This is a genomic window from Massilia jejuensis, assembly GCF_042656795.1.
In the GTDB taxonomy this organism is placed as follows: Bacteria; Pseudomonadota; Gammaproteobacteria; order Burkholderiales; family Burkholderiaceae_D; genus Telluria; species Telluria jejuensis.
This window is the reverse complement of record NZ_JBHSMS010000026.1, coordinates 128,047-147,988: the sequence shown is the minus strand read 5'-3', so window position 1 is coordinate 147,988 and position 19,942 is coordinate 128,047. Positions and strand designations below refer to the sequence as shown.

Here is a 19,942-nt window from a genome sequence, read left to right as displayed (position 1 = left end):
CTCAAACGGCCCGCCACGCCACGCGCCCTCTTCTTCATATAGCTTGTCGACGGCGCCTAGAAATTGTTGAGAAGCAGGTGGCATCGATTCCCACCGCTCGTTATACATATCGCAAGAGAGTTCGACGCCTCGATGCTCACGATGCCTGCGGTAGCATGCATGGCGTAAAGGTCGACCTCCCGACCTTCGCTTCGATACATCAACGATTCAACGCAACGCTCAAGCTGTTTGAGCGCATGCACGCCCGCCGAGAATCCAGAGGGTAGCTCACCGATGCGTAGTGCAGTGTTCCGAATTGCAAATGTCAGGTCTTCCCTATAAGTCTGATCCTTCAGCGCAATAGCGGGGACGTTTAGAACCAGCGGCACACCTCTCATCGGGTGCAGCGCTTTTTTAGACCATGCACGTGCCAGGAAGCCGATCAGATCCTTTTCGCTATCCTGCTCGTGATACTCGCCGTAGACGGAACCGGTATCGACGTCGAGCACTGCCAATCGAGTGAGAATTCGTTTGGCCCCTGCTAGGCGAGCGTCGATCGCCTTTTCTTGCCGGCGCAAATAGCCGGCTTTTGTCAAATAGAGGTGCTTCGACTGGCTAATAAACAGGTTCTGCTCGCGTCCTGGCCCGCGCCCGTTTTGGTAGTGATTGAAAAACACGTTATTCATCGCGTCCTCAAAAAGCCGTCTGTGATTCCAGCATTGTAAGCTCGGCGAACGGGGTCACGGAAAAGCCCTTGATCGCTGCACGCGACAAACCTGGGATTCGGCGATGGCAGGAAAAGCTCTTGGCGCCGTCGACGATCAGGGGCGAACCAGACCGATCCATTCACGACGCCATTGGCGCAACTATTCGCGGAAGCACAGGCAGGTCAGCAGCCCGAGACGGCGCCCTGACCAGCTGGGTGGCACTTGGCCAGCGGCCGGGCATCACCGCCGGCCGCTGGCTGCGTCATGCCGCGATGGCCTGGAGGATGGTGGCCACCACCACGAACGCCAGCGCAGCCAAGCCTACCGTAGCAGCATCCTGGTCGAAACGCGAAGCCTCGTCCATAGCCTGTGTGGCCACGTCCCTCCGCTCGTCCAGGCGCGTCAGCTCGTCCGCAATCGCGGCCGTGCGCGGCCCGGCCGCAAGCCGGTTGGAGACTTCGGTGCAGGTCACAATCTCGCGCTGCGCCAGGAAGAGCTTTCGCCTGTTCTTTTTGCCCCAATTGATACTATAGGCGCCCAGCGCCACCGCTGAGAGAGCGACAGCTGCACTGGCGCGGACAATGATGCGCTTTGTTTCCGGCGACACCTTCAGCTCGGGGTTGATGATGCACAGGAAGGCAATGACCAGCAGCGTCAGGACGATGGCGTAGGCAATGTGCGAACCAGCTTTCGGGACTTTCGGATATTTCATTCGTGCTCCATGGGTAGGTTGAAATCGTGCTTTTAGTATAGGCACGCGTAGTGGCACATCAGGGCCGTAGGCAGGCCCGATACACCACTTATTTGAGGGTAGAAACGGAAAGTTATATTTCGGCGGCACCAGCGAGAAAAAATTCGCCAGGCGCGCTCTTACGGGGCTGGGTGCTGCGCTTCGTCGTCGACGAGCGAATCGGTAGAAGGCTGTGCATGTGGCCAGCCTGGTGTGTAAGAGGCGAGGCGCGCCTCCAGATAGCGCTCCATGGCAGCGCCGTGGTGCTGGCCACACTCCTGCCAGATGCCCAGGACGGTTTTGTGCCGGGTTGCCGACGCCGCGAGCTGGGCCGCTGCCTCCCCTGGCACGCCGATGGCCTGCATGTCGCGCACCATGTCGTCACGGAAGAGTCCTACTGCGTGGATCCATGCCAGCTGGCCAAGCGTGTATCGAGGAGCGTCTGGCCGGGCTGCACATGGCTGCAAGGCGATCACGGAATCGAGGTATCGCTCCAGCTGCGGGCCGTAGGCGCCACCATAGTCCCAGTACAGGCGAACGATGTCCCCGGCTCGGGTCGCCTCGGACGAGCAGAGGGCATAGATCGCATCCTCGCCGATTTCCAGGGCTCTCATGGCGCGGATCATCGGCAAGCGCTCAAGCCCATTCAGGACGACAGAAACCAGCTGGTCGAGGGTGTACGTGCGCATGGCCGTCGCAGAATCAGGCGCTGACCATGTCGGTCAGCTCGCGGGCAGCGTGCTCGGCTTCCACCTTCGCGGTGACGCCCAGCACGGCCGCGTAGCGAAATGCCGCGGCGTCGTCCTTATGCTCGGCCAGCGGCACCGCTATGCGCTCACCAAAGCCATCAGCAGCCGTCCAGCGCGCCACCATGACATCGGCGCCCTCGGACGTCACTTCGGCCGCCACAAAGCAGCGGTGGGCCAGCATCAGTTTCAAGCAGTCCTCGCTGCAGCGCGCCCAGGCGGGGATATGGGTGCGCTCGGTGCTGCCAGGCGCCACGCCCTGGGCACGCCCGCTGCGGGTGCCGTCCAGGCCAGAATAGTCGGTGCCCGTCCAGGTGAGCGCGATCGCCAGCTTGTGTTCGGCGTTGATATAGCGAGTGTCCATTTCAGTATCCCTTATGTGTGCCGGCGTGGGCCGGCAGGTCTGTTTTCAGTCTTGTGGGCCGGCTGGGGCCGCAATCGAGCCGCCGGCACCATCAGCGCCCGGCCCCGCCTGCGGGAGCTCCATCCAGTGTGTCACCGGCTTCGGTACCGGCTGGCCACCGTGCGTGTAGCGCCACACCCTCGCTTCATCCTCGGCAGTGGCGCCGGAGCGCCCGGCCATGAAGCCGCGACCGAAGAAGCAGTCGTTCCCGGTGTCGTTTCCACCAGTCGAGGCCCAGACGCGCTCACGGTCATCCGGCATCGCGCTGGCCACGCTTGTCCACCGGCCAGCAAACGCCGGCGCCGGCGGCAGGATCAGCGGGCCGAAGGCCACCAGCTGCTCCACGGCGCCCAGGAGCTTGCGCAGTTCCGCCTGCAGATCAGGATGGATTCCACCCCAGTGCGGCATCTCCGAAGCGACGACCTGGGCTTCCTGGGCGTCCAGCAGCGCCAGGCGCGCCTTCTCGACTGCCACGAGGCGCGCTCGCGCGCGCTCGACATCCGGCAGCCCGGCCGCAGCCCGAAAAGCGGCGTCGGCCTCGCGCAGGTGCTCGACCGTCAGCTCGTGTTCCACCATCTCGCCGTCGGCGCCCAGACGTGGCCAGGAGACGATCAGCCCCGTGGTCGGCACATTCGCGCGACGCTTCTCGGGCGCGAACAGGTGCGCCAGCTTGGCGAACGGCTCCAGGGCGGCCACGGCGCGCGAAACCGCCGCGGCGTCGGGGGACTCCATTGCGGAGAGGGCTTTTGCGAGCTGCCAGGCGAAGTCGCCAGCCAGTTCCTCGCGGATGTGGGCCGAGAACGTCCGGTCGGATGGGAAGTGCTCACGCATCCATTGCACGAGGTACTCGCGCGCGCTGTCGGTGTCGGTGATCACCACTGCTTTCTGGGTTTCCATCGCTGCTGGCTCGCTTCCTTGTTGGGTCATGGAAGCATTGTAGAGAGCCGCCCACCGCTCTCACAAGGAAACGGCGGGCTTTTTGAAGCAACCGGCGCCAGGCCGGCTGCTGGCGCTGCCTATCAGCCGCGTGGGGCCTCGTGCTCTTCTTCAGCGTCGACGTCGGCCTCGCCATGCGACGGTGCCAGGTACTTGCTGATGACCTCGGGCACGTCGCGGTTGGCTATCTCTTCCAGGTGCGCGCCCAGCTCCTCGAAGCCGGCCGCCTGGAAGGCCTGGGACACCTTCAGCGACGTCGGCTCAGCGCGCGGCAGGAAGATGGCCCGCTCGCCCCAGTATGGCTCGGGCAGGTCGCGCCAGAACCAGGTGGCGCCGTCGTCCTCCATTGCGGAGAAGAAGATGTTCGACACCTCGGCCTCGTGGCTGACGACGTAGATGTCGTATTCGGCGCGCAGCGCCGCTACAGCGTCAGGGTCGATCGAGTGGTAGTGCAGTGGCGCCATGAGCTCCACGGGCGCCTGGATGCGCGCGGCGATGTACTTGGCGGCGGCCAGGTGGTGCGAGCCGCCGTCGTTGACCAGGTACATGCGGCCGTCCCATTGATGCACGTGCAGCCAGTCGGAGCCGGCGCGCCAGCCGGTGACGCTGATCTGGTCGTGGGCCAGGTTCGTCTGCAGGCCGGCCAGCGAGACGTCCTCGATCATTTCCTGGGAGTTGGCCACGACCATGTCGTCGGTGCTGACGAAGGTGCGCAGGTCGGACTTCGAGTTGGAAAAGCCATGCAAGTCCTGCAGGTCGCATTTCCAGTCGTCGACGACGACCTTCTTCACCAGGTTGTTCAGGGCCGGGCCGGCGACGCGGTAGTCGCTGTAGCGGCCGTTTTGCAGGCGCCAGCCCATGAGGATGGCTTGGCGCGCCTTCGCGGGCCCGGTGCCGCCGCCCGTCTCGCCGAAGGTCTCCCACTTGGGCACGCTGTCGAAGTCGATGCTGTTGGAGCTGCGCACGGCAGGCACACGGAAGTCCGGCCGGCTGGCCAGGAAGCGTTCGACGTGGACGGGATGGCCAAGCGTGCTGCGCACGGTGTCGGTGATGGCTTGGATGATTTTGTTCATGGGTACGGAGGGGAGGAGAGATGTGGTTGTTGGTAGGAGACATGTTGCGGCAGGGCAACGCAAGAGTTATTTGCAACCACGCCTCCCCTGTATCCGTACCATCACACCAGCGCCAGAAAGCCGCGCGCCTTCTCTCTTGGACGTGCGAAGCACGTCCCCTCTTGCTGCCTTGGGTCTTCGATGACCACGCAAGGTGATAATGAAACTGCAATTAACGGTCGGATAAATACTGCTCAACAGGCAGTACGACTTGCCGAGGCCACGGATTCCTGCCGAGCCATGGGTTGGACGAATCCTGGCTCCCCACAAAACCATGGTTCCCTACAATCCAAAAGGCTCGCCGCACCCGGCCCAAGGATTGGCCCGATCATGGATTGGACAAAAACTGGTTCTCCCCAAAACCATGGTTTCCCCCGAATCCATCCTCCCCCCAAACCAGTTCCGGACAAGCCATGGCTCCGCAGGACACCAGGATCCCGGCGGAGGGCGGCCAGCAGGACGGCTACGGTAGAGCTCGCCACTGGTTGAGCTAGGTAGACCGACCGTTAATTGCAGTTTTACCGCTGTGCTGGCGCTGGTGGCGGCCATTAAGACCAGGTGCCGGCACAGCGCCGGCCGGCAGGACACAATCACCAACGTCGGCGCGAATTAAGGGCGGTTCAGCCCTGACGGCCGGCCCGGATCTTTCAACTGACCGTTAATTGCAGTTTCAAAGCTCTGCCTGCATCGCCCTGGGTTGGTGCTTCATAGCGTTACCGCACGACGGCGTGGTGCTCTTTACGACCAAGCGATCTCTAGCGCTTCGCTCCCACCCCGTCCCTGAGTTGTGAGAAAGTACGTTCTGTGGCGACAATTCAAGGAAAAGAAAATGGTGCGCATGAAATATTCAGGTGATCTGTCGAGGGACGCATCGAGCCTGTTGAACGAGCTGGAGCCAACCGTCCGCGTTGCGTTCAACGGCCTGGGCAGAGGACCGGTAACGCCACAGGTGGTGCGGTTCTTTCGAGCGTTTGACGAGATGACTGCGCTGTCACCGGGGGCCACGAGTTGCCAGGCGGGATGCACGTATTGCTGCCATTACCACGTGATGGTCTCTGCTACTGAAGTTTTCGGTGTCGCCGAAGCGATTGGTAAGCTGCCTCCGGCAACACGCGCTGTCATCGCAGCACGCGTTCATGAAACAGCTGCTCGTACAAAGAGCATGGGCCGCGAAGTCTATATCCGTACGAATGTCGAATGCGCGATGCTGCTCGATGGGAAATGCTCTGTGTATGCAGCGCGACCAATCGCGTGCAGAGGCCACCATTCAGCCGATGTCGCAGTGTGCAAGGAAACCCACGACAATGTCCATTCCAATGCCCTGGCTCCCAAAGACTATCAGCGTGAGGTTACGTTTCGAGCATTCGACAACGCGCAATTGGGCGCTAACTATCAGGCTGGCGTCGACGCCACTAAGTATGAGCTTCACGCGGCACTGGCCACTGCTATGAGCAACCCAACAGCCTTCAAGCGGTGGAAGGCAGGCAAAAGCGCCTTCCCGGATGTCGCTGACAAAGTGACGCTTGCCGAAATGATGCAGTCGGGTTGAGGCAAAATCCCCCATCAAGGGCTAGACGGTGCCTCGAAACAACTGAATCTGCCGGCCTACTCGCTGCAGCGAGCGGGCGGCAGTGCTCGCACCGATGCAAGGGTCATGCATATGATGCAAAAAGTCAGATAATTCACCCAAGAAACTTTGTAATCGTTTTTCTTTGTGCGACACTTCTTTTTAAGTGAAAAAAAAGAGGGTTAAATCGAAAAAATGACGGATTACATCGGTTTTAAGTGGCTTGCGCAGCACTTGGACATCAGACCTGTCCAGCCCCTCGTCGTGGAAAGCCGCGTTGGTTCTGCGCGCCGAACGGTCATCAATCCGACCAGGGAAGAGACCTACCCCATGGCCGCCCGGCCGGAGCCGACGATCGTCGGCCACCTCATGTTCGGGCTCCGGCACGAGCTGATCAACCTGGAGTTCCTTGCGCGCCTCTTTAGCGTGATCGATGCGCGCGTGCTTGAAGAATGGATCCGCAGCGAGCCGACGGGCGCCTACGCGCGCCGGGCCGGCTTCTTCTTTGAGTGGCTGACCGGCCGCCGCCTTGATGTCGCCGACACCCTGACCGGAAACTACGTCGACGCGCTCGACCCCGAGCAGTACCTGGTGGCGCCTCGGCCGCCCAACGTCCAGCGCTGGCGCGTGCGCGACAACCTGCCGGGGACACGCGATTTCTGCCCGACCATCCGACGCACCGACGCCGTGCGTGCTATCGAGCGCTATGACTGCGCGGCCGCGCTGGAATCCCTTGAGGTCGAGTTCGGCGCCGACGTGCTCATGCGCAGCGCCGTCTGGCTCTCGATCAAGGAAAGCCGGGCCTCGTTCGCGATCGAGCACGAAGAGAAGCAGGTCGACCGCGTCAAGCGCTTCGCTGCCGTCATGGAGCGCAGGTGCGGGCATAACGCCGATCCGCTGGCGCTGACCGCCCTGAACGAGCTACAGGCCGAAATTCTGGGCACGGCGACCCGCTACGGCATCAGGAAGTCCCCCGTCATCGTCGGGCATACCCATGGGTTCGACAACGCCGTCGACTACATCGGCCCGCCCTGGGAGCGCGCCGGCGAGCTGCTCGATGGGCTGCGGGGAAGCATGGCACGGACTGTCGGCGCCGCGCCGATTCTGCGCGCCTCGCTCGCCTCCTTCGGCTTCGTCTACATTCACCCGATGAGCGACGGCAACGGCCGGATCTCGCGCTTCCTGGTGAACGACGTGCTGCGCCGGGATGGCGCCGTGCCGGCGCCTTTCATCCTGCCGATCTCGGCCACGATCACGAACAAGGCAAAGGAGCGGGCCGGTTACGACCGCGCCCTGGAGGTGCTGTCGCGGCCCCTGATGGACAAGTACAAGGACGATTACAACTTCGGCATGCAATACCTGTGCGACGACGGTGTACGCTCGAACTTCTTCTTTGTCTCGTACGACGACGCCCTGCTCGCCTGGCGCTACCCTGACCTGACACAGCAGAGCGAGTACATCGGAGACGTGGTGCGCCTGACCATCGAGGTCGAAATGAGCAAGGAAGCGAGCGTGCTGCGCGACATGGAGCTCGCCCGCGAGGCCGTCAAGAACCACCTGGAAGGCCCCAATTCCGACATCGACCAGATCATCCGATCGGTGCGCGAAAGCGGCTGGCGAGTATCCAACAAACTCGTAAAGGCCTTCCCGCCTCTCGCCGACGCGAGCCTGGCCGCCGCGGTGGTATCGGCCGTGCGTGACGTGTTCGAGCCGCCGCAGGAATGGGTTCCCGACGAGGACACGCTTGAACCCGACACGCCGACCGGATAGCAGTGCGCACGCGCTGCGCGAGTAAAATATCTTACTCGGCCCAGTGAGATTTCTTACTCGCGGCATGCGCCGTCCTCGCCCAGAATTTCACCGATCGGAAGGCTCGACCCATGACCGACACACCAAAGTACCCCGACCGCTGGGAGTGCGTGCACCTGGCAAAGGTCATGGAAGGTCGCGCCGACTGCCAGGTGTCCGGCCGCTGGCTGCAGTTCCCCGAGGCTGCCTTGGAGAACCCGAACGGCGCCGGCACGCACGCGCTGATGACCGTCGACGTCATGACGGCCGACATCGACGGCAAGGTGCGCAAGCTCTGCGAGCTGGTGCTGGCGCGCGAGGATCTGCTGCTGATCCTGAACCGCATGCCCGTAGTGCCGCTGGGCTCCCCCTAACCCCCAAAAACAAGACCACCACATGAGTAAGAACGTCATTTTTATTTATTCCGGCATCTCCGGCCTGTTCTGCCAATGCGGCAATGCCGAAGTCATCGTCATGAACAACCCGCTGTATCACCGCTATCGCCACTTCTCGACCGGCCGTGATACCTCTGGCGGGCCTGGCCAGATGCTGGCGGCTTGCCAGAAATGCGACAGCAACATGCACAATCCCGAAGTGCGGCCGCAACCGGCTGACCTCCGAGAGCGTCTGCAGGCAGCCTACCCCGGCGTGGACGTCGACGATCTGCTGGCCCAGTGCAGGTACGACCAGGCGCCGGGCACGGCCACCCCGGCTTAGGCAACGACGATGACAAGCAAGCTCGACCCCAAGGAAATCGACGCGCTGCGCGCCGCTGGCTATCACGTGGAGGCTGTTGCCGGCCAGGGCGATGAACGGTACGCCTGGGGCAATTCCCAGTCCGGAGCGAGCCAAAAGGACACCCAGCAACCTCCACGCCGCAGCAGGGATCAGGCCTGGCGCGACTGCCAGGATTACGTCGACGGCGAAGGCGCAGCGCCAGCGCAGCCGGACTGGCTGGACAAGTGAGCACTGGGCACGCACCTGGCCTGGCCGCGCCGCGCGCCGGGGGCGACATGCCCGAGCTCGACATCGACGAGCTGGCGCTAACGCCCGAGCACCGCGCCGACCCGCTGGTCGTTCGATTCGCCCAGCTGTGCGATCGCACCACGCGCGCCGAGAAGGTCAGCGACCCGAAGGAGTGGACGCCGGCCGAGCGCGCCGCTGACCAGAGCGAAGACTGGGAGACGTTCTCGCGCCTGCGCGGCTATTCCAAAGAGGATATTGCGGACTTCCGGGCGTACTTGGAGGCGGCCGCCGACGTCGCGACCAAGTACGGCATCGACGTCGCCTGCTCGATCGACTACTTGGTGCACCGACACTTCGGATCGTCCTAAGCGTCCGGCCCGGCTGCGGTACCACGGCCAGGCAGCCTCAACAGCGCCTAGCGCCCACAAACCGTGGCAGAAGCACAACCGAAGCACCCTTGCTACGTTGGCTACGATAGGATACTGTACATATATACAGTACACTATCGGCCCCATGCCACACGACAACAAACCGGCGCTTGAAGAGCTCCATCCCTCACTTTGGCGCGCCTCCCAGCTGGCCCGCGGCAGCTCGCGCTGCATCGACAGCGGACATCCCGTGTTGGCCAGCCAACTGCCGGGCGGCGGCTGGCCGGTAGGAGAGTTGACGGAGCTGCTCGTCAGCCAGCCGGGTCTCGGCGAGATCCGACTTTTAGGCCCGGCGCTGGTCGCTGTAGCCTCACGCGGGATCATGCTAGTGCAGCCGCCCCACCCGCCCCAGGCCATCGCTTTTGCAGCCCTCGGGGTCGCGCCATCACAGCTCACCTGGGTGTGCCCGACCAAGACCGCCGATGCCCTCTGGGCTACGGAGCAAATCTTGAAATCCGGCTCCGCGGGGTGTGTTCTATTTTGGGCGGCACATTGCCGAAATGACAGCCTCAGGCGTCTCCATCTCGCGGCGCAAAGTAGCGAGACGCTTTTCTTCTTGCTCCGTCCCCTGCAGTCAGCCCAGGACTCTTCGCCCGCGCCGCTGCGCCTCTCGCTTCAGCCTGCAGCCGATGGCATCAATATCGGGTTCGTAAAAAGGCGCGGCCCAGCGCGTGAGGCACCCCTGTTTTTGCCGCTCACCTTACCTGGGATCATCAAGCGCCCTACTACGCCCGGCCGCGTGCCAGCGCCAGCACCAGTTATCGAGGCACCGCGCGCCTGGGAAAGCTATGCGGAGCTTCCGTGAGTCCGCCGGTCACGCTGGCGTGGTTGCTCGGCTGGCGCTTGACGATGCCCGTTGTCACGTGGAAACTCTGTGTGCTGCCAATCCTGCCGCGCCCCCTCACCCTATGATCGAGAGGAATTCATTGTGCTGAAGTCGTCACTCAAGTATGCCAAACGCGTGATCCGAATGACGTCCATGCTTCGCAGCGGTACCGTGCGGTGGTCGAGCTACAAGATGGGCCTTCGGCCGGGCCAGATGGCCGTCTTGGCTGCCGGTGGTGGCTTCGTCTTTTGCGACGAGGCGACGGAAGACATGGCGTTCCCGGAATAACCTCTGCACTCAACACCGATGACCACAAGCCCTACCTTCCCTATCGTCCGATCGCCGATCAAGTCGCTGCCGCACGTGCTGGCGAGTAGGCAGGCGAGACCGAGGAGCAACGCCTTCAGCGCTGCATTCCTTCTAATCACGCACCCGCGGTGCGCGCGGTCCGGTAGCCGGCGACTTCGATACCTCGGCCCTGCGCGACACGATGCCATTCCCGCCCCATTGGTGTGATCAACAGCAGCATCCCGTCGAGTCGGGTTTTCGTGATCGAGACTAGTTCAATCTCGACGGCGGGGAACGTCGTACGGAGCACTTCGCCCAGCTGCTCCAGCGTCGCACCATGGCGGCCGTGACCGAACCACGGGCTGGCCAGGGTCAAGGTGGAGACCTGCGTCGGCAGCTGCCGGGACAACTCTAGCGCGCGACGAATCTCCTGCATCCCTTGGCGAACAAGGCGCGCTCGCCGCCGCTTGCCAGTAAACAGGTGCGAAAACATCACCGGGCCGCGCACGTTCACATGCAGGCTAACCTCGCCCGCGCGCTCCCATCGGAAGACGAACGTGAAGTTCTGGGTGAGGAACGAGACGCAGCGCTGGGAAATGAGCCAGATCAGGGCGAAGACGATGGCGAAAAGGACAGCCGTTGCTGCGGCCCATGGGCCGCCCGAGTTTTGGCTTCCGGCCATCACGAAACTCGTCACAAGCAAGGCGGTTGCCGACCAGATAAAGCTCCACATGCGCCCGAAAGACAGACTGCTGAGAATCGGCCGCCGGCCGATCATGCGGTGGCTCATCAGGCGGTGGCGCAGGGTGGCGCCGACGAAAAACATGGAGATGGCGGCGCCAGCGAATAAGATATGGGGAAGCAGGTCGTACATGTGAAGCCTTAGAGTGGTGGAGACTTCATCATACGAAGTGCAGACCAAGTCTCGCAATAGTAGGGCCAGGCGGCGGCGCTCAGCGGTAATTTACTGCTTTCTCATTGCGTCGGAACGACCAGGGTGGCGTCGGGTTGGAATCCGACCACAGCCCCAGGCGCTGCTGTCGCGCGGCGCTTTCGGCCTGGCTGTACGCAGCATCATGCGAATAGCGTTTGTAGTGCCATGCCATGCCTCGCTGCAGCTGCAGCTTATTGATGTCGACGCCGTTCAGGAAAATGCGGCAGACTGACCGACCATGTTGATCCTGGTCGAGAATGTCCACGCTCACCATTTTCTGGAAGATCGCGTCGGACAGTGCGGCTTTCGACCGTTGGCCATAATCTTGGCTCGATTCCGGGGCGTCAATTCCAAACATGCGGCACTTGATCTGTTGGCGATCGCCGCTCGAGACGCGGATCGTGTCGCCGTCACTTACCCCGACCACGCGGTACTGCTGTGACTGCGCGTGCACCGTGCCCAAGGCCAGGGCCAACGTAAAAGCGAGTTTAATGTTCTTCATGTAATTAGCCCGCCGGCTGCGGCTGCCCTGCGCGCACCGCATCTTGATCCGCCTCGTAGAAGCGCAGCATAAGATGGCAGGCGACGTCATTGATGAGCTCAATGATCGGACGAGGCCCGTCCGGCTCCTTGTCCGGCATGTGCCCGACGTTCTGGAGGTACCAACGGTTTAGCCCCTCGCGGCCGTCGACCTCGATCGAGCCGAGCGTTTCCTCGATCGCCTCGTCGAAAATGGCGATCGTCAGATCGTCGGTCTCGGGCGCCGGGGGAATCGTCAGGCCTTGGCCATCGGAGATCAGTGCGAACAGGCCGGGCGCATCGGGCTCGGTCACGCGCCAGGCGCTGGTGGTTTCGCTGGGTCTGTAGACCGAAAGCTGCGCTGCTTCGCGCGGGTGCTGCGGCGTATTGCCGTCATTCGTCAGGGGCATTCTGCCTCGCCTTTTTTATCGTTGACCGGCTCGGTGCTTAGGCCGGTACCGCAGCCGCCGCATTCATTGCGCTGGCCACTTTATCCGCACTGACCGTTGCCAGCGTTTCGGAGCATTCATCGCAGCCGAGGAAGAAAATGCACTCGACATCGTTGGTGTTGAGCCGGCCTTGTACGACGTTCGAGCGGTTGATGATGGAGGTCTGCCACGTCAGGGCCGTGCTGCCGCATTCTTTGCAGGACGTGATTGGTGATGCGGTAATGTTCATGTTTTTTCTCGACTGTTAGCCGGACTGGGGTGAGACCGGCACCGCGCCGACCTGCTGAAATCATGATACAAAGCGACAGCCCGGTCTCGCAACGAAAAACGTGAACTTCACGCGCGCCGTCCTTACCCGCCAGGAGCCGGCGAGAGCGGCTCTTCCTCGTCCTCGTCTGCCACGACTTCACCCTCACCCTGCAGATCACCAAGCTGCGATAGGTTCATGGCTGGAGTCCACACCCCGGCATAGGGCCGACCACGGCAAGCCGCCAGCTCGGTCAGGTTGCGCACGATCGGATCCTCGCGGTCGCCCATGCGCCCTGGGCACAGCCGATCGAGCGCGTACACGACAGCATTGCCGTTGGCGATGTCGCGCGTCAGCAAGTGCCAACCAGACGCGGTGCTGTAGCTGATATTTTTCAGCGTGTGGCCGGCGCGTACGCGCAGCTCGTAGTTGGACAGCTCGCGGACTTCCCAGTCGATCTCGTTCGTCGTGAGCTTAACCACGCCCAGCCGGCGCGCCAGCTCAGGCACGATTCCCCAGATGAGGCGGGCGTCGTACGTGCATTCGCCGGGCGCGCGCTCGGGCGTGGCTGCTTGCGCCTCCCTCGCCGCGGCCAGCAGCGCCGCCGCCAGCCAGGCATTACCAAGGCCATACAGGCGCAGCGCCTCGCGACGATCATGCTCCATGCGCGCCCGCGCCTCGGCCGAGAACGGGAAGACGAAGCCCTTCCTGGTCGGGCGGACGCCCGGCCCGGCCCCGGCGCCGCGCGAGACGATGTCAATTTCTTCTTCAGTGAGTTCGTGCATCGCTCCGCTCCTCAGCAGCCGGCCATGCCGACAGCTTCTTCCTCGGTCTCGTCGTCCTGTGCCGGCTCATAGTCGGGACCAAGGGCGATTGCTTCGAGCGGCAGGCAGGCGTCGGCCGACTTGTACTTTAGCTGCGAGACCACGCAGTGCTCCAGCTGGCGATCGTTGCGAACGCCCTTGTACCGCGGCTGGGCCAGGCCGCCGGTTGCATGGGCGTACAGGTACTCGACGTCGACGATGGCGCCCACCGGCGGGATGTCGTAGTTCGCAGGGATCGTGACCTTCTTCAAGGGCATCGACTTTCCATCGGCATCCAGCACCGCGATATGTACGCTTCGCTTCGAGCCGTCGTGGCTTTCGACATACACGGTCGCGCGTTCGAGGTACGGGAACTTGAACTGGTCTTCGCTGACACCTGGCGTGTACGGCGCGTCCTTCCGCTTCCCGACCAGGCCTTCGCCGCCGGCGTGAAAGACAGCCTTGTTCATCGCCTTCGCGGCCGCCGGCGTGAATGCCGTCGCGACCGCAACCCAATACGGCGACGGAGCCGCGCGCAGCAGCGAATGCAGCGCCAGGTAGCGATCCTCGCAGCGACGCTGGCCGGCCGGGTCATCGGGCGTGGCCACCAGGTCGAAAGCGGCATAGCGCCCTTGCCCCATGTCCTCGCCATCGAGTACACAGAACGGCAACGGCAGCGCCGCTACAGCGTCGGCCAGCTCTTTCGGGATTGGCACGATCAGGCCATCCCGGTTGGTGCCGATCACCGTCACCTTGGCGGCGGCGCCCTCGCCTTCGGTCGTCTTACGGATCATGCGGCGCTCGCCGTCTTTTTTCTCCTGCCACATCCAGGCGGAATCGGCCATGCGCTGGTGCACCAGGTCAGTCGAGATGGTCTTGAGCAGCTGTGGCTCGATGCCCGAGACGCGATCGGCCGGCACCACATCCTGGTATGCCACGCCGGCGCCCTGGGGCATGTATCCGCCCGATTTCATCTTGTCCTTTACCGACGCATCGAAAGCGGCCTTCGCCTGCTCGTAAGGCACGGAGCCCTCGATCTTCTCCTTGCGCTTGAGCGCGGCGCCATGTTTGCCGTTCTCGTAGATGAGGCGCCACTGCCCTTGGCCATCCGGCTCCAGGTGCAGGTTGTAATCTTTGTCAGCACCGTTTTTCGTCGAGTGCATGTACACGTGTTCTTCGCGCGGGTCGGCCATGATTAAATCCGTTAGGTAGGTAAAGACCCAATGGTATTGACCCGGCCCGCACGTGGTTGCAGAACATCGAGGCTACCCATCAGCTTGCAACCACGGGACAAAGGCGGCTATACACTCGGCGCTTCATCGACAACGGAGGAACCATGCAACCTGCTGTATTTGACCCAGAGCACGCCACAGGCACGCTTAAATTCGCCGATCGTGCCCGCCTGACAGCGGTGATCAAGGCCCTCTTGGGCGCGCTGGCATACGATGCGGCTGGCATCTCGGACGCGAGCCCAAACCTTGCGTTCTCGGGCGAACGCAGCGCTACCTGGGGCGACGTCCTCAAGCACCTGACGGAGCAGGGCCGCGAGCTGGGCGTCACGCTGCCGGCTGGCGCGCAACAGGACGAGCTCCTGTTCGAGTGGATCTACGCGCTCGCAGACCATATCGGCAAACACGACTTCGACATCGTGCCCGTGCTCGCCCTGGGCAACTTCGCCCTGGCGGAGCGCGCGCCGGTCGACGTCCTCGTGACCCTGGCCAAGCTGCTCGACGATGACCACGGCTTGAGTTCGTACAGGGTCGAGGAATACAGCGTCAACGTAACCGTCGGCGAGTGCTGGCCCTGGAACCCCTTCGAGGCGAATTTCCCATCGCACGCGGCTGCGCAGGAAGCCGGCGAGCAGTACCTGCAGGAGAACCTGGACTGCACGGAAGCGATCATCGGTCGCGTGGTCATCGAAGACAACCAGATCTGCAGCGAAGACGCCGACGACGAGCTGGAGCGGATTCGTCGCGACGAAATCGAACCGCAAGACGCCCCGGCGGCCGGCGCCTGACTTCTCGGTCCACCTGATGTGTGCTGATCACGTCAGGTGTCTTTTTGACGGCGAACCGTGTTGCGCTCAACACTCCGATGCTTATAATGATCAGGTTCGCCCGACGTAGGCCGCCCAGTGTCCATCCAGCCCCTCCCCACCCTTCCCCAGCCCTGCCCCTCGTGCCCATGGCGCGTGTCGACCGCCGCTACCGATATTCCCCACTTCGACATCGAGCTGGCCGAAGACCTGGCCGAATGCTGCCCCGACGAGGATGGGCATGGTCCGGATCTGGACGCCTCCATGTTCGCCTGCCACCAGTCTCGCCCTGGAGGTGAGTTTGCGTGCGCGGGCTGGCTCGCAGTTGTCGGGCACAAGCATCCGCTCGTCCGCCTGGCGGTAAGGGATAAGCGACTGCCGGCGACGGCACTGCTGCCGGGCCGGGACTGGCCGCCGCTGCATGCGACCTACCCGGAAGTGATCGACAAGCTGCATGCAACCCTGCCCGCAGACGCCGACTGATCAGAGAAACCATGAAACAAGAAGAACATACGTGGGATGGCGCCAGCGCCAGCGGCGAGGATCCGTCCGGCGACGCACCAGAGGTCCGTAGAGGCCGCAAGGATGCTGGCGCCGCCAAGTCCTCAACGGAGCGCGGCGCAGCCGCTGACAAGGCCCTGATCGACGCTGGTGGCACCATCGTGAGCCGGCTGCGTCTTCGCCCAATCGCAGCACGCGCGCTGGCGCTGCTGATAGAGCGAGAAGACCAGACACACGGAAAACAGCGCGCGGCGATCGAGCGCGCGCTGATCGAGGCTGCCGGCGGCGTGGAGGCACTGGAGCAGATGGCTGCGGCCGAGGAAGCAGCTGCGCAAGCGGCGGCAGAAGCAGGTGCTCTGGCCCAGGCCAAAGCCCAGGCGGCAGCGCTGGCACAGGCCCAACGCCCGCGGCTTTCGGCTATCGAAACAGAATTGGTGGCGCTGCTGGAAGTGAAGGGGCCAATACACGGCACCGCGCAGGTCGGGTATGCGCTGTGGCCCGATCGCGAAATGCAGCCGCAGGGCGCCGCCATCGCGGCCGGCGGCATCCTTCGCCGCCTGCTCGACCGTGCCTATATCGCATCCGCACTGGCGGACAATCGTCGCTCGTATAGCGTTACCGCGAGCGGAATCGAGGCGCGTGAGCAGGATCGGATCGATGCCATTGATCCACGACAGCTGACACTACTACCCGCGCCTTAACAACTGGAGAGCTAAAAATGAACAGACAGCGGGAAAAGAAGAAGCGGAAGAAAGAGCAGGCAAAAGAGCAGCAGGTTGACTCGCGTCTCAGAAAAGCGGGAAGGCACGCCGAAGCGCAAGCGCGCAAGCTGGAGCGGGCTATGCGGCCTGGCATTGCGGGCGGGTGGAACGCTCCGTGAGGACAACTTAGGAAATACTTGTGGCCTGCGGCCCTGCCGCTGGCGTGAGGCCCCGGACAGGTTACCGCGGGGCCCCGTGCGGATCTAATTCATCATCTGGATCGTGCCGTTCTCCGCTGGCTTCGGAATCGCAGTCAGCCACCGCCGCCTGCCCCAGCCTCCCTGGACGCTCGACCACACGGCAACCGGCGCGGCGCCCCTCGCCATATGTGTGCACGAGCTGCGTCCCATCTCCTGTCGTACCTGTCGAGAGCGTAAAGTGGTCGGCACCAGTCTCCATGAAAGCGAAATCGAGCAGCTGACTGGCCACCGCTCGGCCCCGGTAGATGTCTTGCACGCCGATCCCCGAAATATCGAACCGGCCGTCGACCTCGCGATAGAGAAGCAGCCGGCCGATCTGCCGACCATCAACGTGCGCAGTGAATTCCTTCTTTACCGTGCCTGGAGGCCCGACAGCTGACACCCACTCAGGCGAGATGATCGCCACCTCCAGTCGCGGGCGCCGCGGCGTGCCGTCTGGCCGGCGGTGGTCAACCACGTGGGCAAGAGCTGTCATCGTCGCTTTCCGTATCGGCGGCATCGTCATGCTGGCCAGGCTCGCTGGCCACGCAGAATATGCTGTGCATGCGCTCCTCAGACGGCTGCTTCATACGGCTGCCATCGGCAAGCGTGACGTCGTGAAAGGTGAGGGGAAATCGTGCGAAAAGCTTTCCGCGTGTGCTGTTCGCGTAGACCACGTTGTTATCGACCAGGAATCGGGAGCCGTCGCTGAACTCGATTGCGAGCATCCCGCTCAGGCGCCCGACCTGAATCGTGTTGCCGATCTCGCGCATGCCGGCCAAGTTGCCCTTTGCCTCGACGATCGGCGCGAGCTTGCTAACGACCTTGTAAATGAAGCTGTCGCGCAGCTCGATCGCATCCTTCTGCGCCAGGGCGACAAGCGCATCCTCGAAGTCGGTGCGCAGAATGTATTCCTCGTGCGGGGACGTGCGCGGCACCGTCGCGGCGTCGACCGCGGCGCGGTTCTCGTAGTGGCGGAGCAGCTTTTGACGCGATGCTGGGCCAAACGACATAAACAGGTCGACCCGCTTGGCGTGCTCGCGGGTCAGGTGCTCGACCAGCTGCTGGTGGTTGCGCTCGGTGACCTTGGTGAGCACTTCCCACACGTGCCTGGTAGCGGCCGGCGTCGCCCGTGTAGGCACGAAGCGCTGTTCGGCCTCCCGCTCCTCTGGGGATTTCACGACTCGCTTGACGATACATTCCTTCAGGTGCGTGACGCGCTGCGCCACCGGCACGAATTCGGCTAGCACCCGCCGCATCGCGTCGACCGCCGGGTGCTCGACCTTACAGGCGCTCACCTTGCGCAAGTTGCCTTCGACTCGGTGAAGTGCTGCCATGCTGCCGTAGTAGAAGTCCCATAGCTCTTCGGGTATGTCGGCGCTGCCGCCCTGGCCATGGAAGAATGGTGCCGCAACGTGTTTGTCCCATAGGCGTTCGAGCAGTCGATTGGAGTGCTGCTTGATCTCACCGTGATCCACGTTCGCCAGGGCGCCCTTGGCAACGCTTTCGTTGAGCAGATGCAGGAAGCGCGGGTAGGCGACCGAGGTGGCGGCCATCGCGGAGGTGAGGGGAAGGTCTGCGGCCGTCAAGACCGGATAGGCTGGAGTAGTCATGCGGCGATGCTACCTGGAGGCCACAGGCGTGGTAGCAAAGCGCTGTCGTGATCTGTATAGGGATCACGGGTGAGCTAAGAGGGATCACAGGTTGAGCTACGAGGGATCATCTGTGATCCCTATACAGATCATTTGGCACGCGGCGCACCCTCTACCAGGCCGAGCGGCAAGTACTCCAGTCCTTCGCCCACTTCCGCAGGTTTTCCCGTATTTTCTGCTCAGTTATGTCAACGGTCGCTGCTTCAGCAATAGCTCGATCCACGACGGGAAGCGAAGTCTCATCAAGCAACACCATCAGGTGTGCATGAAATTGCTCAGGCGCTTCTCCGGAACGAAGCATTGCCGCTAACAGTTCCGCGGTGACCACGTTCCTATAGCTCGTGCTGATACTGCGCGCGGCCAATGCCAAGGCACTCATTCTCATGTTTGACGGGCCTTCCAAGGGTGGTCTTCTTCGGCCTCCGCGCAGGCCTGCTGGGGTGTGAACGCATACCGCTCCCAGGCACCCCACAGATTCACAATCTCGACCTGGCGCGTGCGCGCGTACTCAATGCAGTTGCCAGTACCGCCGCCGCTGCCGTTCCAGAGCGCCAGCACGCCCGTCGCGCGGTCGATCATCCACTCGTTCCGAGTCTGCATCTTCCAGACCGCATACCCGCCTGGGCTGACGATGGCGACGGTAGTGGCCAGCGCCAGGATTGCCCGGAACTGCTCCTGCTGCTCCGGCCGCCACTTGCGCTCCTGCCCCTCGAAGGGCACGGCGGCGGTCAGCGGGATGCCAAGCTCGATAGCGGCCAGCGCCAGCGCGGTATCCCAGCCCAGGGCCATGCCCGAAATGACCTCGTCCGGCTGATGCTTCACCAAGGCCGCGCGCGCCAGGTCGACCAGGCGGGCAGAAACCCCAGCGCCGTAGCCCCCGAGCTTGTCAGGGCGGTGGCCGGTACCGGCCAGAACTTTGCGTGCCGGCGCGGCCGGCGGCGAATGACTCATGGATTAACCCCAAATCGGCGCGTGCGCGCCCCGTAAACTATGGCAATACCGTGGATGCAGCGACACGAGGCTGCTCAAACGCCCAGCTTCGACTGGATCTCTTTACCCTGCATGCACCAGGACTTCGGCGGCTCCGCCTTCGAGGCCGGGTGGACCGCCTTCAGGCTGAACTCCCCGACGTCGCGCTCGCACACGGATTTCGATTCGCTCCAGATCACCAGTGGCTTCGCACTGCCTGGCGCGCTCACAACCATATACCAATCGCTTTTCTTGATCGCACCGAGCACGGTGGCGTTCGTGTTCTTCGGCGGAGCGTAGGCCTCGATCACTGGTGCGGCCTGCGGGGCGGGAGCCGCCGCCTGCTTCCCGCAACCCGACATCGAAGCGCCTAGCGCCAGCACCGCAGGGACAATGAATTTTCCGTAATGCTTCATG

At 63.1% G+C, this 19,942-nt stretch carries 27 protein-coding genes; 11 read left to right on the top strand and 16 right to left on the bottom strand.

Annotated features, from left to right (window positions below):
• Positions 1 to 56: 56 nt before the first annotated feature.
• From ACFPOU_RS08430 to ACFPOU_RS08405, 6 genes are all read right to left on the bottom strand, one after another.
• Positions 57 to 665, bottom strand: a complete 609-nt coding sequence (locus tag ACFPOU_RS08430) for a hypothetical protein (protein WP_379719436.1) — start codon at positions 663 to 665, stop codon at positions 57 to 59.
• A gap of 283 nt (positions 666 to 948) precedes the next feature.
• A complete protein-coding gene (locus tag ACFPOU_RS08425; protein ID WP_379719434.1) occupies positions 949 to 1,398 on the bottom strand; it encodes a hypothetical protein in 450 nt (149 codons plus the stop codon).
• A gap of 158 nt (positions 1,399 to 1,556) precedes the next feature.
• The gene (locus ACFPOU_RS08420; RefSeq protein WP_379719432.1) at positions 1,557 to 2,105 is read right to left on the bottom strand and encodes a hypothetical protein; all 549 of its coding nucleotides are present in this window, start codon (positions 2,103 to 2,105) and stop codon (positions 1,557 to 1,559) included.
• Positions 2,106 to 2,118: 13 nt separating this feature from the next.
• Complete coding sequence (locus tag ACFPOU_RS08415) at positions 2,119 to 2,526, bottom strand: hypothetical protein (protein WP_379719430.1); 408 nt, start codon at positions 2,524 to 2,526, stop codon at positions 2,119 to 2,121.
• A 45-nt stretch (positions 2,527 to 2,571) separates the two neighbouring features.
• Positions 2,572 to 3,492, bottom strand: coding sequence for a DUF551 domain-containing protein (locus ACFPOU_RS08410; protein WP_379719428.1), 921 nt, complete (start codon positions 3,490 to 3,492; stop codon positions 2,572 to 2,574).
• 92 nt (positions 3,493 to 3,584) lie between these two features.
• Positions 3,585 to 4,574, bottom strand: coding sequence for a DUF6685 family protein (locus ACFPOU_RS08405; RefSeq protein ID WP_379719426.1), 990 nt, complete (start codon positions 4,572 to 4,574; stop codon positions 3,585 to 3,587).
• Positions 4,575 to 5,442: 868 nt separating this feature from the next.
• Here ACFPOU_RS08405 and ACFPOU_RS08400 point away from each other — a divergent pair.
• The 8 genes from ACFPOU_RS08400 (at position 5,443) to ACFPOU_RS08365 (ending at position 10,476) form a co-directional block, all read left to right on the top strand.
• Positions 5,443 to 6,162: a YkgJ family cysteine cluster protein gene (locus ACFPOU_RS08400; protein WP_379719424.1), complete on the top strand. Its 720-nt coding sequence runs from the start codon at positions 5,443 to 5,445 to the stop codon at positions 6,160 to 6,162.
• Between the two features lie 213 nt (positions 6,163 to 6,375).
• Entirely contained in the window at positions 6,376 to 7,950 is a 1,575-nt protein-coding gene (locus ACFPOU_RS08395; RefSeq protein WP_379719422.1) for a Fic family protein, read from the top strand.
• A 110-nt stretch (positions 7,951 to 8,060) separates the two neighbouring features.
• Positions 8,061 to 8,342, top strand: a complete 282-nt coding sequence (locus ACFPOU_RS08390; RefSeq protein ID WP_379719420.1) for a hypothetical protein — start codon at positions 8,061 to 8,063, stop codon at positions 8,340 to 8,342.
• Between the two features lie 22 nt (positions 8,343 to 8,364).
• A complete protein-coding gene (locus ACFPOU_RS08385; protein ID WP_379719418.1) occupies positions 8,365 to 8,685 on the top strand; it encodes a hypothetical protein in 321 nt (106 codons plus the stop codon).
• A gap of 9 nt (positions 8,686 to 8,694) precedes the next feature.
• Entirely contained in the window at positions 8,695 to 8,934 is a 240-nt protein-coding gene (locus ACFPOU_RS08380) for a hypothetical protein (RefSeq protein ID WP_379719416.1), read from the top strand.
• Positions 8,931 to 9,302 carry a hypothetical protein gene (locus ACFPOU_RS08375; protein ID WP_379719414.1) on the top strand — a complete coding sequence of 124 codons (372 nt, stop codon included), beginning with the start codon at positions 8,931 to 8,933 and terminating at the stop codon, positions 9,300 to 9,302. The genes ACFPOU_RS08380 and ACFPOU_RS08375 overlap by 4 nt, the downstream gene beginning before the upstream one ends.
• Before the next feature lie 145 nt (positions 9,303 to 9,447).
• Positions 9,448 to 10,167: a translesion DNA synthesis-associated protein ImuA gene (gene imuA / locus ACFPOU_RS08370; protein WP_379719412.1), complete on the top strand. Its 720-nt coding sequence runs from the start codon at positions 9,448 to 9,450 to the stop codon at positions 10,165 to 10,167.
• 165 nt (positions 10,168 to 10,332) lie between these two features.
• Positions 10,333 to 10,476 (top strand): hypothetical protein, encoded by a 144-nt coding sequence (locus ACFPOU_RS08365; protein WP_379719410.1) that lies wholly within the window; start codon positions 10,333 to 10,335, stop codon positions 10,474 to 10,476.
• Positions 10,477 to 10,612: 136 nt separating this feature from the next.
• On the opposite strand, the gene ACFPOU_RS08360 is transcribed toward ACFPOU_RS08365, so the two are convergent.
• The 6 genes from ACFPOU_RS08360 to ACFPOU_RS08335 all read right to left on the bottom strand — a co-directional run bounded on the left by ACFPOU_RS08360 (position 10,613) and on the right by ACFPOU_RS08335 (position 14,621).
• Positions 10,613 to 11,350: a hypothetical protein gene (locus ACFPOU_RS08360; RefSeq protein WP_379719408.1), complete on the bottom strand. Its 738-nt coding sequence runs from the start codon at positions 11,348 to 11,350 to the stop codon at positions 10,613 to 10,615.
• A gap of 79 nt (positions 11,351 to 11,429) precedes the next feature.
• Positions 11,430 to 11,912 carry a thermonuclease family protein gene (locus ACFPOU_RS08355; RefSeq protein WP_379719406.1) on the bottom strand — a complete coding sequence of 161 codons (483 nt, stop codon included), beginning with the start codon at positions 11,910 to 11,912 and terminating at the stop codon, positions 11,430 to 11,432.
• Positions 11,913 to 11,916: 4 nt separating this feature from the next.
• Positions 11,917 to 12,339 carry a hypothetical protein gene (locus tag ACFPOU_RS08350; RefSeq protein WP_379719404.1) on the bottom strand — a complete coding sequence of 141 codons (423 nt, stop codon included), beginning with the start codon at positions 12,337 to 12,339 and terminating at the stop codon, positions 11,917 to 11,919.
• 37 nt (positions 12,340 to 12,376) lie between these two features.
• The gene (locus ACFPOU_RS08345; protein ID WP_379719402.1) at positions 12,377 to 12,607 is read right to left on the bottom strand and encodes a hypothetical protein; all 231 of its coding nucleotides are present in this window, start codon (positions 12,605 to 12,607) and stop codon (positions 12,377 to 12,379) included.
• Positions 12,608 to 12,729: 122 nt separating this feature from the next.
• Entirely contained in the window at positions 12,730 to 13,410 is a 681-nt protein-coding gene (locus ACFPOU_RS08340) for a hypothetical protein (protein ID WP_379719400.1), read from the bottom strand.
• Between the two features lie 11 nt (positions 13,411 to 13,421).
• Complete coding sequence (locus ACFPOU_RS08335) at positions 13,422 to 14,621, bottom strand: hypothetical protein (RefSeq protein WP_379719398.1); 1,200 nt, start codon at positions 14,619 to 14,621, stop codon at positions 13,422 to 13,424.
• 143 nt (positions 14,622 to 14,764) lie between these two features.
• On the opposite strand from ACFPOU_RS08335, the gene ACFPOU_RS08330 reads away from it, so the two are divergent.
• The 3 genes from ACFPOU_RS08330 to ACFPOU_RS08320 all read left to right on the top strand — a co-directional run bounded on the left by ACFPOU_RS08330 (position 14,765) and on the right by ACFPOU_RS08320 (position 16,665).
• Positions 14,765 to 15,445, top strand: a complete 681-nt coding sequence (locus ACFPOU_RS08330) for a hypothetical protein (RefSeq protein WP_379719396.1) — start codon at positions 14,765 to 14,767, stop codon at positions 15,443 to 15,445.
• Between the two features lie 117 nt (positions 15,446 to 15,562).
• Positions 15,563 to 15,946 carry a DUF6283 family protein gene (locus ACFPOU_RS08325; RefSeq protein WP_379719394.1) on the top strand — a complete coding sequence of 128 codons (384 nt, stop codon included), beginning with the start codon at positions 15,563 to 15,565 and terminating at the stop codon, positions 15,944 to 15,946.
• An 11-nt stretch (positions 15,947 to 15,957) separates the two neighbouring features.
• Complete coding sequence (locus ACFPOU_RS08320; RefSeq protein ID WP_379719392.1) at positions 15,958 to 16,665, top strand: hypothetical protein; 708 nt, start codon at positions 15,958 to 15,960, stop codon at positions 16,663 to 16,665.
• 240 nt (positions 16,666 to 16,905) lie between these two features.
• On the opposite strand, the gene ACFPOU_RS08315 is transcribed toward ACFPOU_RS08320, so the two are convergent.
• The 4 genes from ACFPOU_RS08315 to ACFPOU_RS08300 all read right to left on the bottom strand — a co-directional run bounded on the left by ACFPOU_RS08315 (position 16,906) and on the right by ACFPOU_RS08300 (position 19,941).
• Positions 16,906 to 17,400 carry a hypothetical protein gene (locus ACFPOU_RS08315; protein ID WP_379719390.1) on the bottom strand — a complete coding sequence of 165 codons (495 nt, stop codon included), beginning with the start codon at positions 17,398 to 17,400 and terminating at the stop codon, positions 16,906 to 16,908.
• Positions 17,375 to 18,517 (bottom strand): hypothetical protein, encoded by a 1,143-nt coding sequence (locus ACFPOU_RS08310; RefSeq protein WP_379719388.1) that lies wholly within the window; start codon positions 18,515 to 18,517, stop codon positions 17,375 to 17,377. Before ACFPOU_RS08310 ends, ACFPOU_RS08315 begins: the two co-directional genes overlap by 26 nt.
• A gap of 420 nt (positions 18,518 to 18,937) precedes the next feature.
• The gene (locus ACFPOU_RS08305; RefSeq protein ID WP_379719386.1) at positions 18,938 to 19,507 is read right to left on the bottom strand and encodes an SLOG family protein; all 570 of its coding nucleotides are present in this window, start codon (positions 19,505 to 19,507) and stop codon (positions 18,938 to 18,940) included.
• Between the two features lie 74 nt (positions 19,508 to 19,581).
• Positions 19,582 to 19,941 carry a hypothetical protein gene (locus tag ACFPOU_RS08300; protein WP_379719384.1) on the bottom strand — a complete coding sequence of 120 codons (360 nt, stop codon included), beginning with the start codon at positions 19,939 to 19,941 and terminating at the stop codon, positions 19,582 to 19,584.
• Position 19,942 lies beyond the last annotated feature (1 nt).

What these genes read in the sequence shown, in the direction of transcription:
- ACFPOU_RS08430 (WP_379719436.1), bottom strand. Translation starts at nt 665, where the DNA reads ATGAATAACGTGTTTTTCAATCACTACCAAAACGGGCGCGGGCCAGGA.
- ACFPOU_RS08425 (WP_379719434.1), bottom strand. Translation starts at nt 1,398, where the DNA reads ATGAAATATCCGAAAGTCCCGAAAGCTGGTTCGCACATTGCCTACGCC.
- ACFPOU_RS08420 (WP_379719432.1), bottom strand. Translation starts at nt 2,105, where the DNA reads ATGCGCACGTACACCCTCGACCAGCTGGTTTCTGTCGTCCTGAATGGG.
- ACFPOU_RS08415 (WP_379719430.1), bottom strand. Translation starts at nt 2,526, where the DNA reads ATGGACACTCGCTATATCAACGCCGAACACAAGCTGGCGATCGCGCTC.
- ACFPOU_RS08410 (WP_379719428.1), bottom strand. Translation starts at nt 3,492, where the DNA reads ATGACCCAACAAGGAAGCGAGCCAGCAGCGATGGAAACCCAGAAAGCA.
- ACFPOU_RS08405 (WP_379719426.1), bottom strand. Translation starts at nt 4,574, where the DNA reads ATGAACAAAATCATCCAAGCCATCACCGACACCGTGCGCAGCACGCTT.
- ACFPOU_RS08400 (WP_379719424.1), top strand. Translation starts at nt 5,443, where the DNA reads ATGGTGCGCATGAAATATTCAGGTGATCTGTCGAGGGACGCATCGAGC.
- ACFPOU_RS08395 (WP_379719422.1), top strand. Translation starts at nt 6,376, where the DNA reads ATGACGGATTACATCGGTTTTAAGTGGCTTGCGCAGCACTTGGACATC.
- ACFPOU_RS08390 (WP_379719420.1), top strand. Translation starts at nt 8,061, where the DNA reads ATGACCGACACACCAAAGTACCCCGACCGCTGGGAGTGCGTGCACCTG.
- ACFPOU_RS08385 (WP_379719418.1), top strand. Translation starts at nt 8,365, where the DNA reads ATGAGTAAGAACGTCATTTTTATTTATTCCGGCATCTCCGGCCTGTTC.
- ACFPOU_RS08380 (WP_379719416.1), top strand. Translation starts at nt 8,695, where the DNA reads ATGACAAGCAAGCTCGACCCCAAGGAAATCGACGCGCTGCGCGCCGCT.
- imuA (WP_379719412.1), top strand. Translation starts at nt 9,448, where the DNA reads ATGCCACACGACAACAAACCGGCGCTTGAAGAGCTCCATCCCTCACTT.
- ACFPOU_RS08365 (WP_379719410.1), top strand. Translation starts at nt 10,333, where the DNA reads ATGACGTCCATGCTTCGCAGCGGTACCGTGCGGTGGTCGAGCTACAAG.
- ACFPOU_RS08360 (WP_379719408.1), bottom strand. Translation starts at nt 11,350, where the DNA reads ATGTACGACCTGCTTCCCCATATCTTATTCGCTGGCGCCGCCATCTCC.
- ACFPOU_RS08355 (WP_379719406.1), bottom strand. Translation starts at nt 11,912, where the DNA reads ATGAAGAACATTAAACTCGCTTTTACGTTGGCCCTGGCCTTGGGCACG.
- ACFPOU_RS08350 (WP_379719404.1), bottom strand. Translation starts at nt 12,339, where the DNA reads ATGCCCCTGACGAATGACGGCAATACGCCGCAGCACCCGCGCGAAGCA.
- ACFPOU_RS08345 (WP_379719402.1), bottom strand. Translation starts at nt 12,607, where the DNA reads ATGAACATTACCGCATCACCAATCACGTCCTGCAAAGAATGCGGCAGC.
- ACFPOU_RS08340 (WP_379719400.1), bottom strand. Translation starts at nt 13,410, where the DNA reads ATGCACGAACTCACTGAAGAAGAAATTGACATCGTCTCGCGCGGCGCC.
- ACFPOU_RS08335 (WP_379719398.1), bottom strand. Translation starts at nt 14,621, where the DNA reads ATGGCCGACCCGCGCGAAGAACACGTGTACATGCACTCGACGAAAAAC.
- ACFPOU_RS08330 (WP_379719396.1), top strand. Translation starts at nt 14,765, where the DNA reads ATGCAACCTGCTGTATTTGACCCAGAGCACGCCACAGGCACGCTTAAA.
- ACFPOU_RS08320 (WP_379719392.1), top strand. Translation starts at nt 15,958, where the DNA reads ATGAAACAAGAAGAACATACGTGGGATGGCGCCAGCGCCAGCGGCGAG.
- ACFPOU_RS08315 (WP_379719390.1), bottom strand. Translation starts at nt 17,400, where the DNA reads ATGACAGCTCTTGCCCACGTGGTTGACCACCGCCGGCCAGACGGCACG.
- ACFPOU_RS08310 (WP_379719388.1), bottom strand. Translation starts at nt 18,517, where the DNA reads ATGACTACTCCAGCCTATCCGGTCTTGACGGCCGCAGACCTTCCCCTC.
- ACFPOU_RS08305 (WP_379719386.1), bottom strand. Translation starts at nt 19,507, where the DNA reads ATGAGTCATTCGCCGCCGGCCGCGCCGGCACGCAAAGTTCTGGCCGGT.
- ACFPOU_RS08300 (WP_379719384.1), bottom strand. Translation starts at nt 19,941, where the DNA reads ATGAAGCATTACGGAAAATTCATTGTCCCTGCGGTGCTGGCGCTAGGC.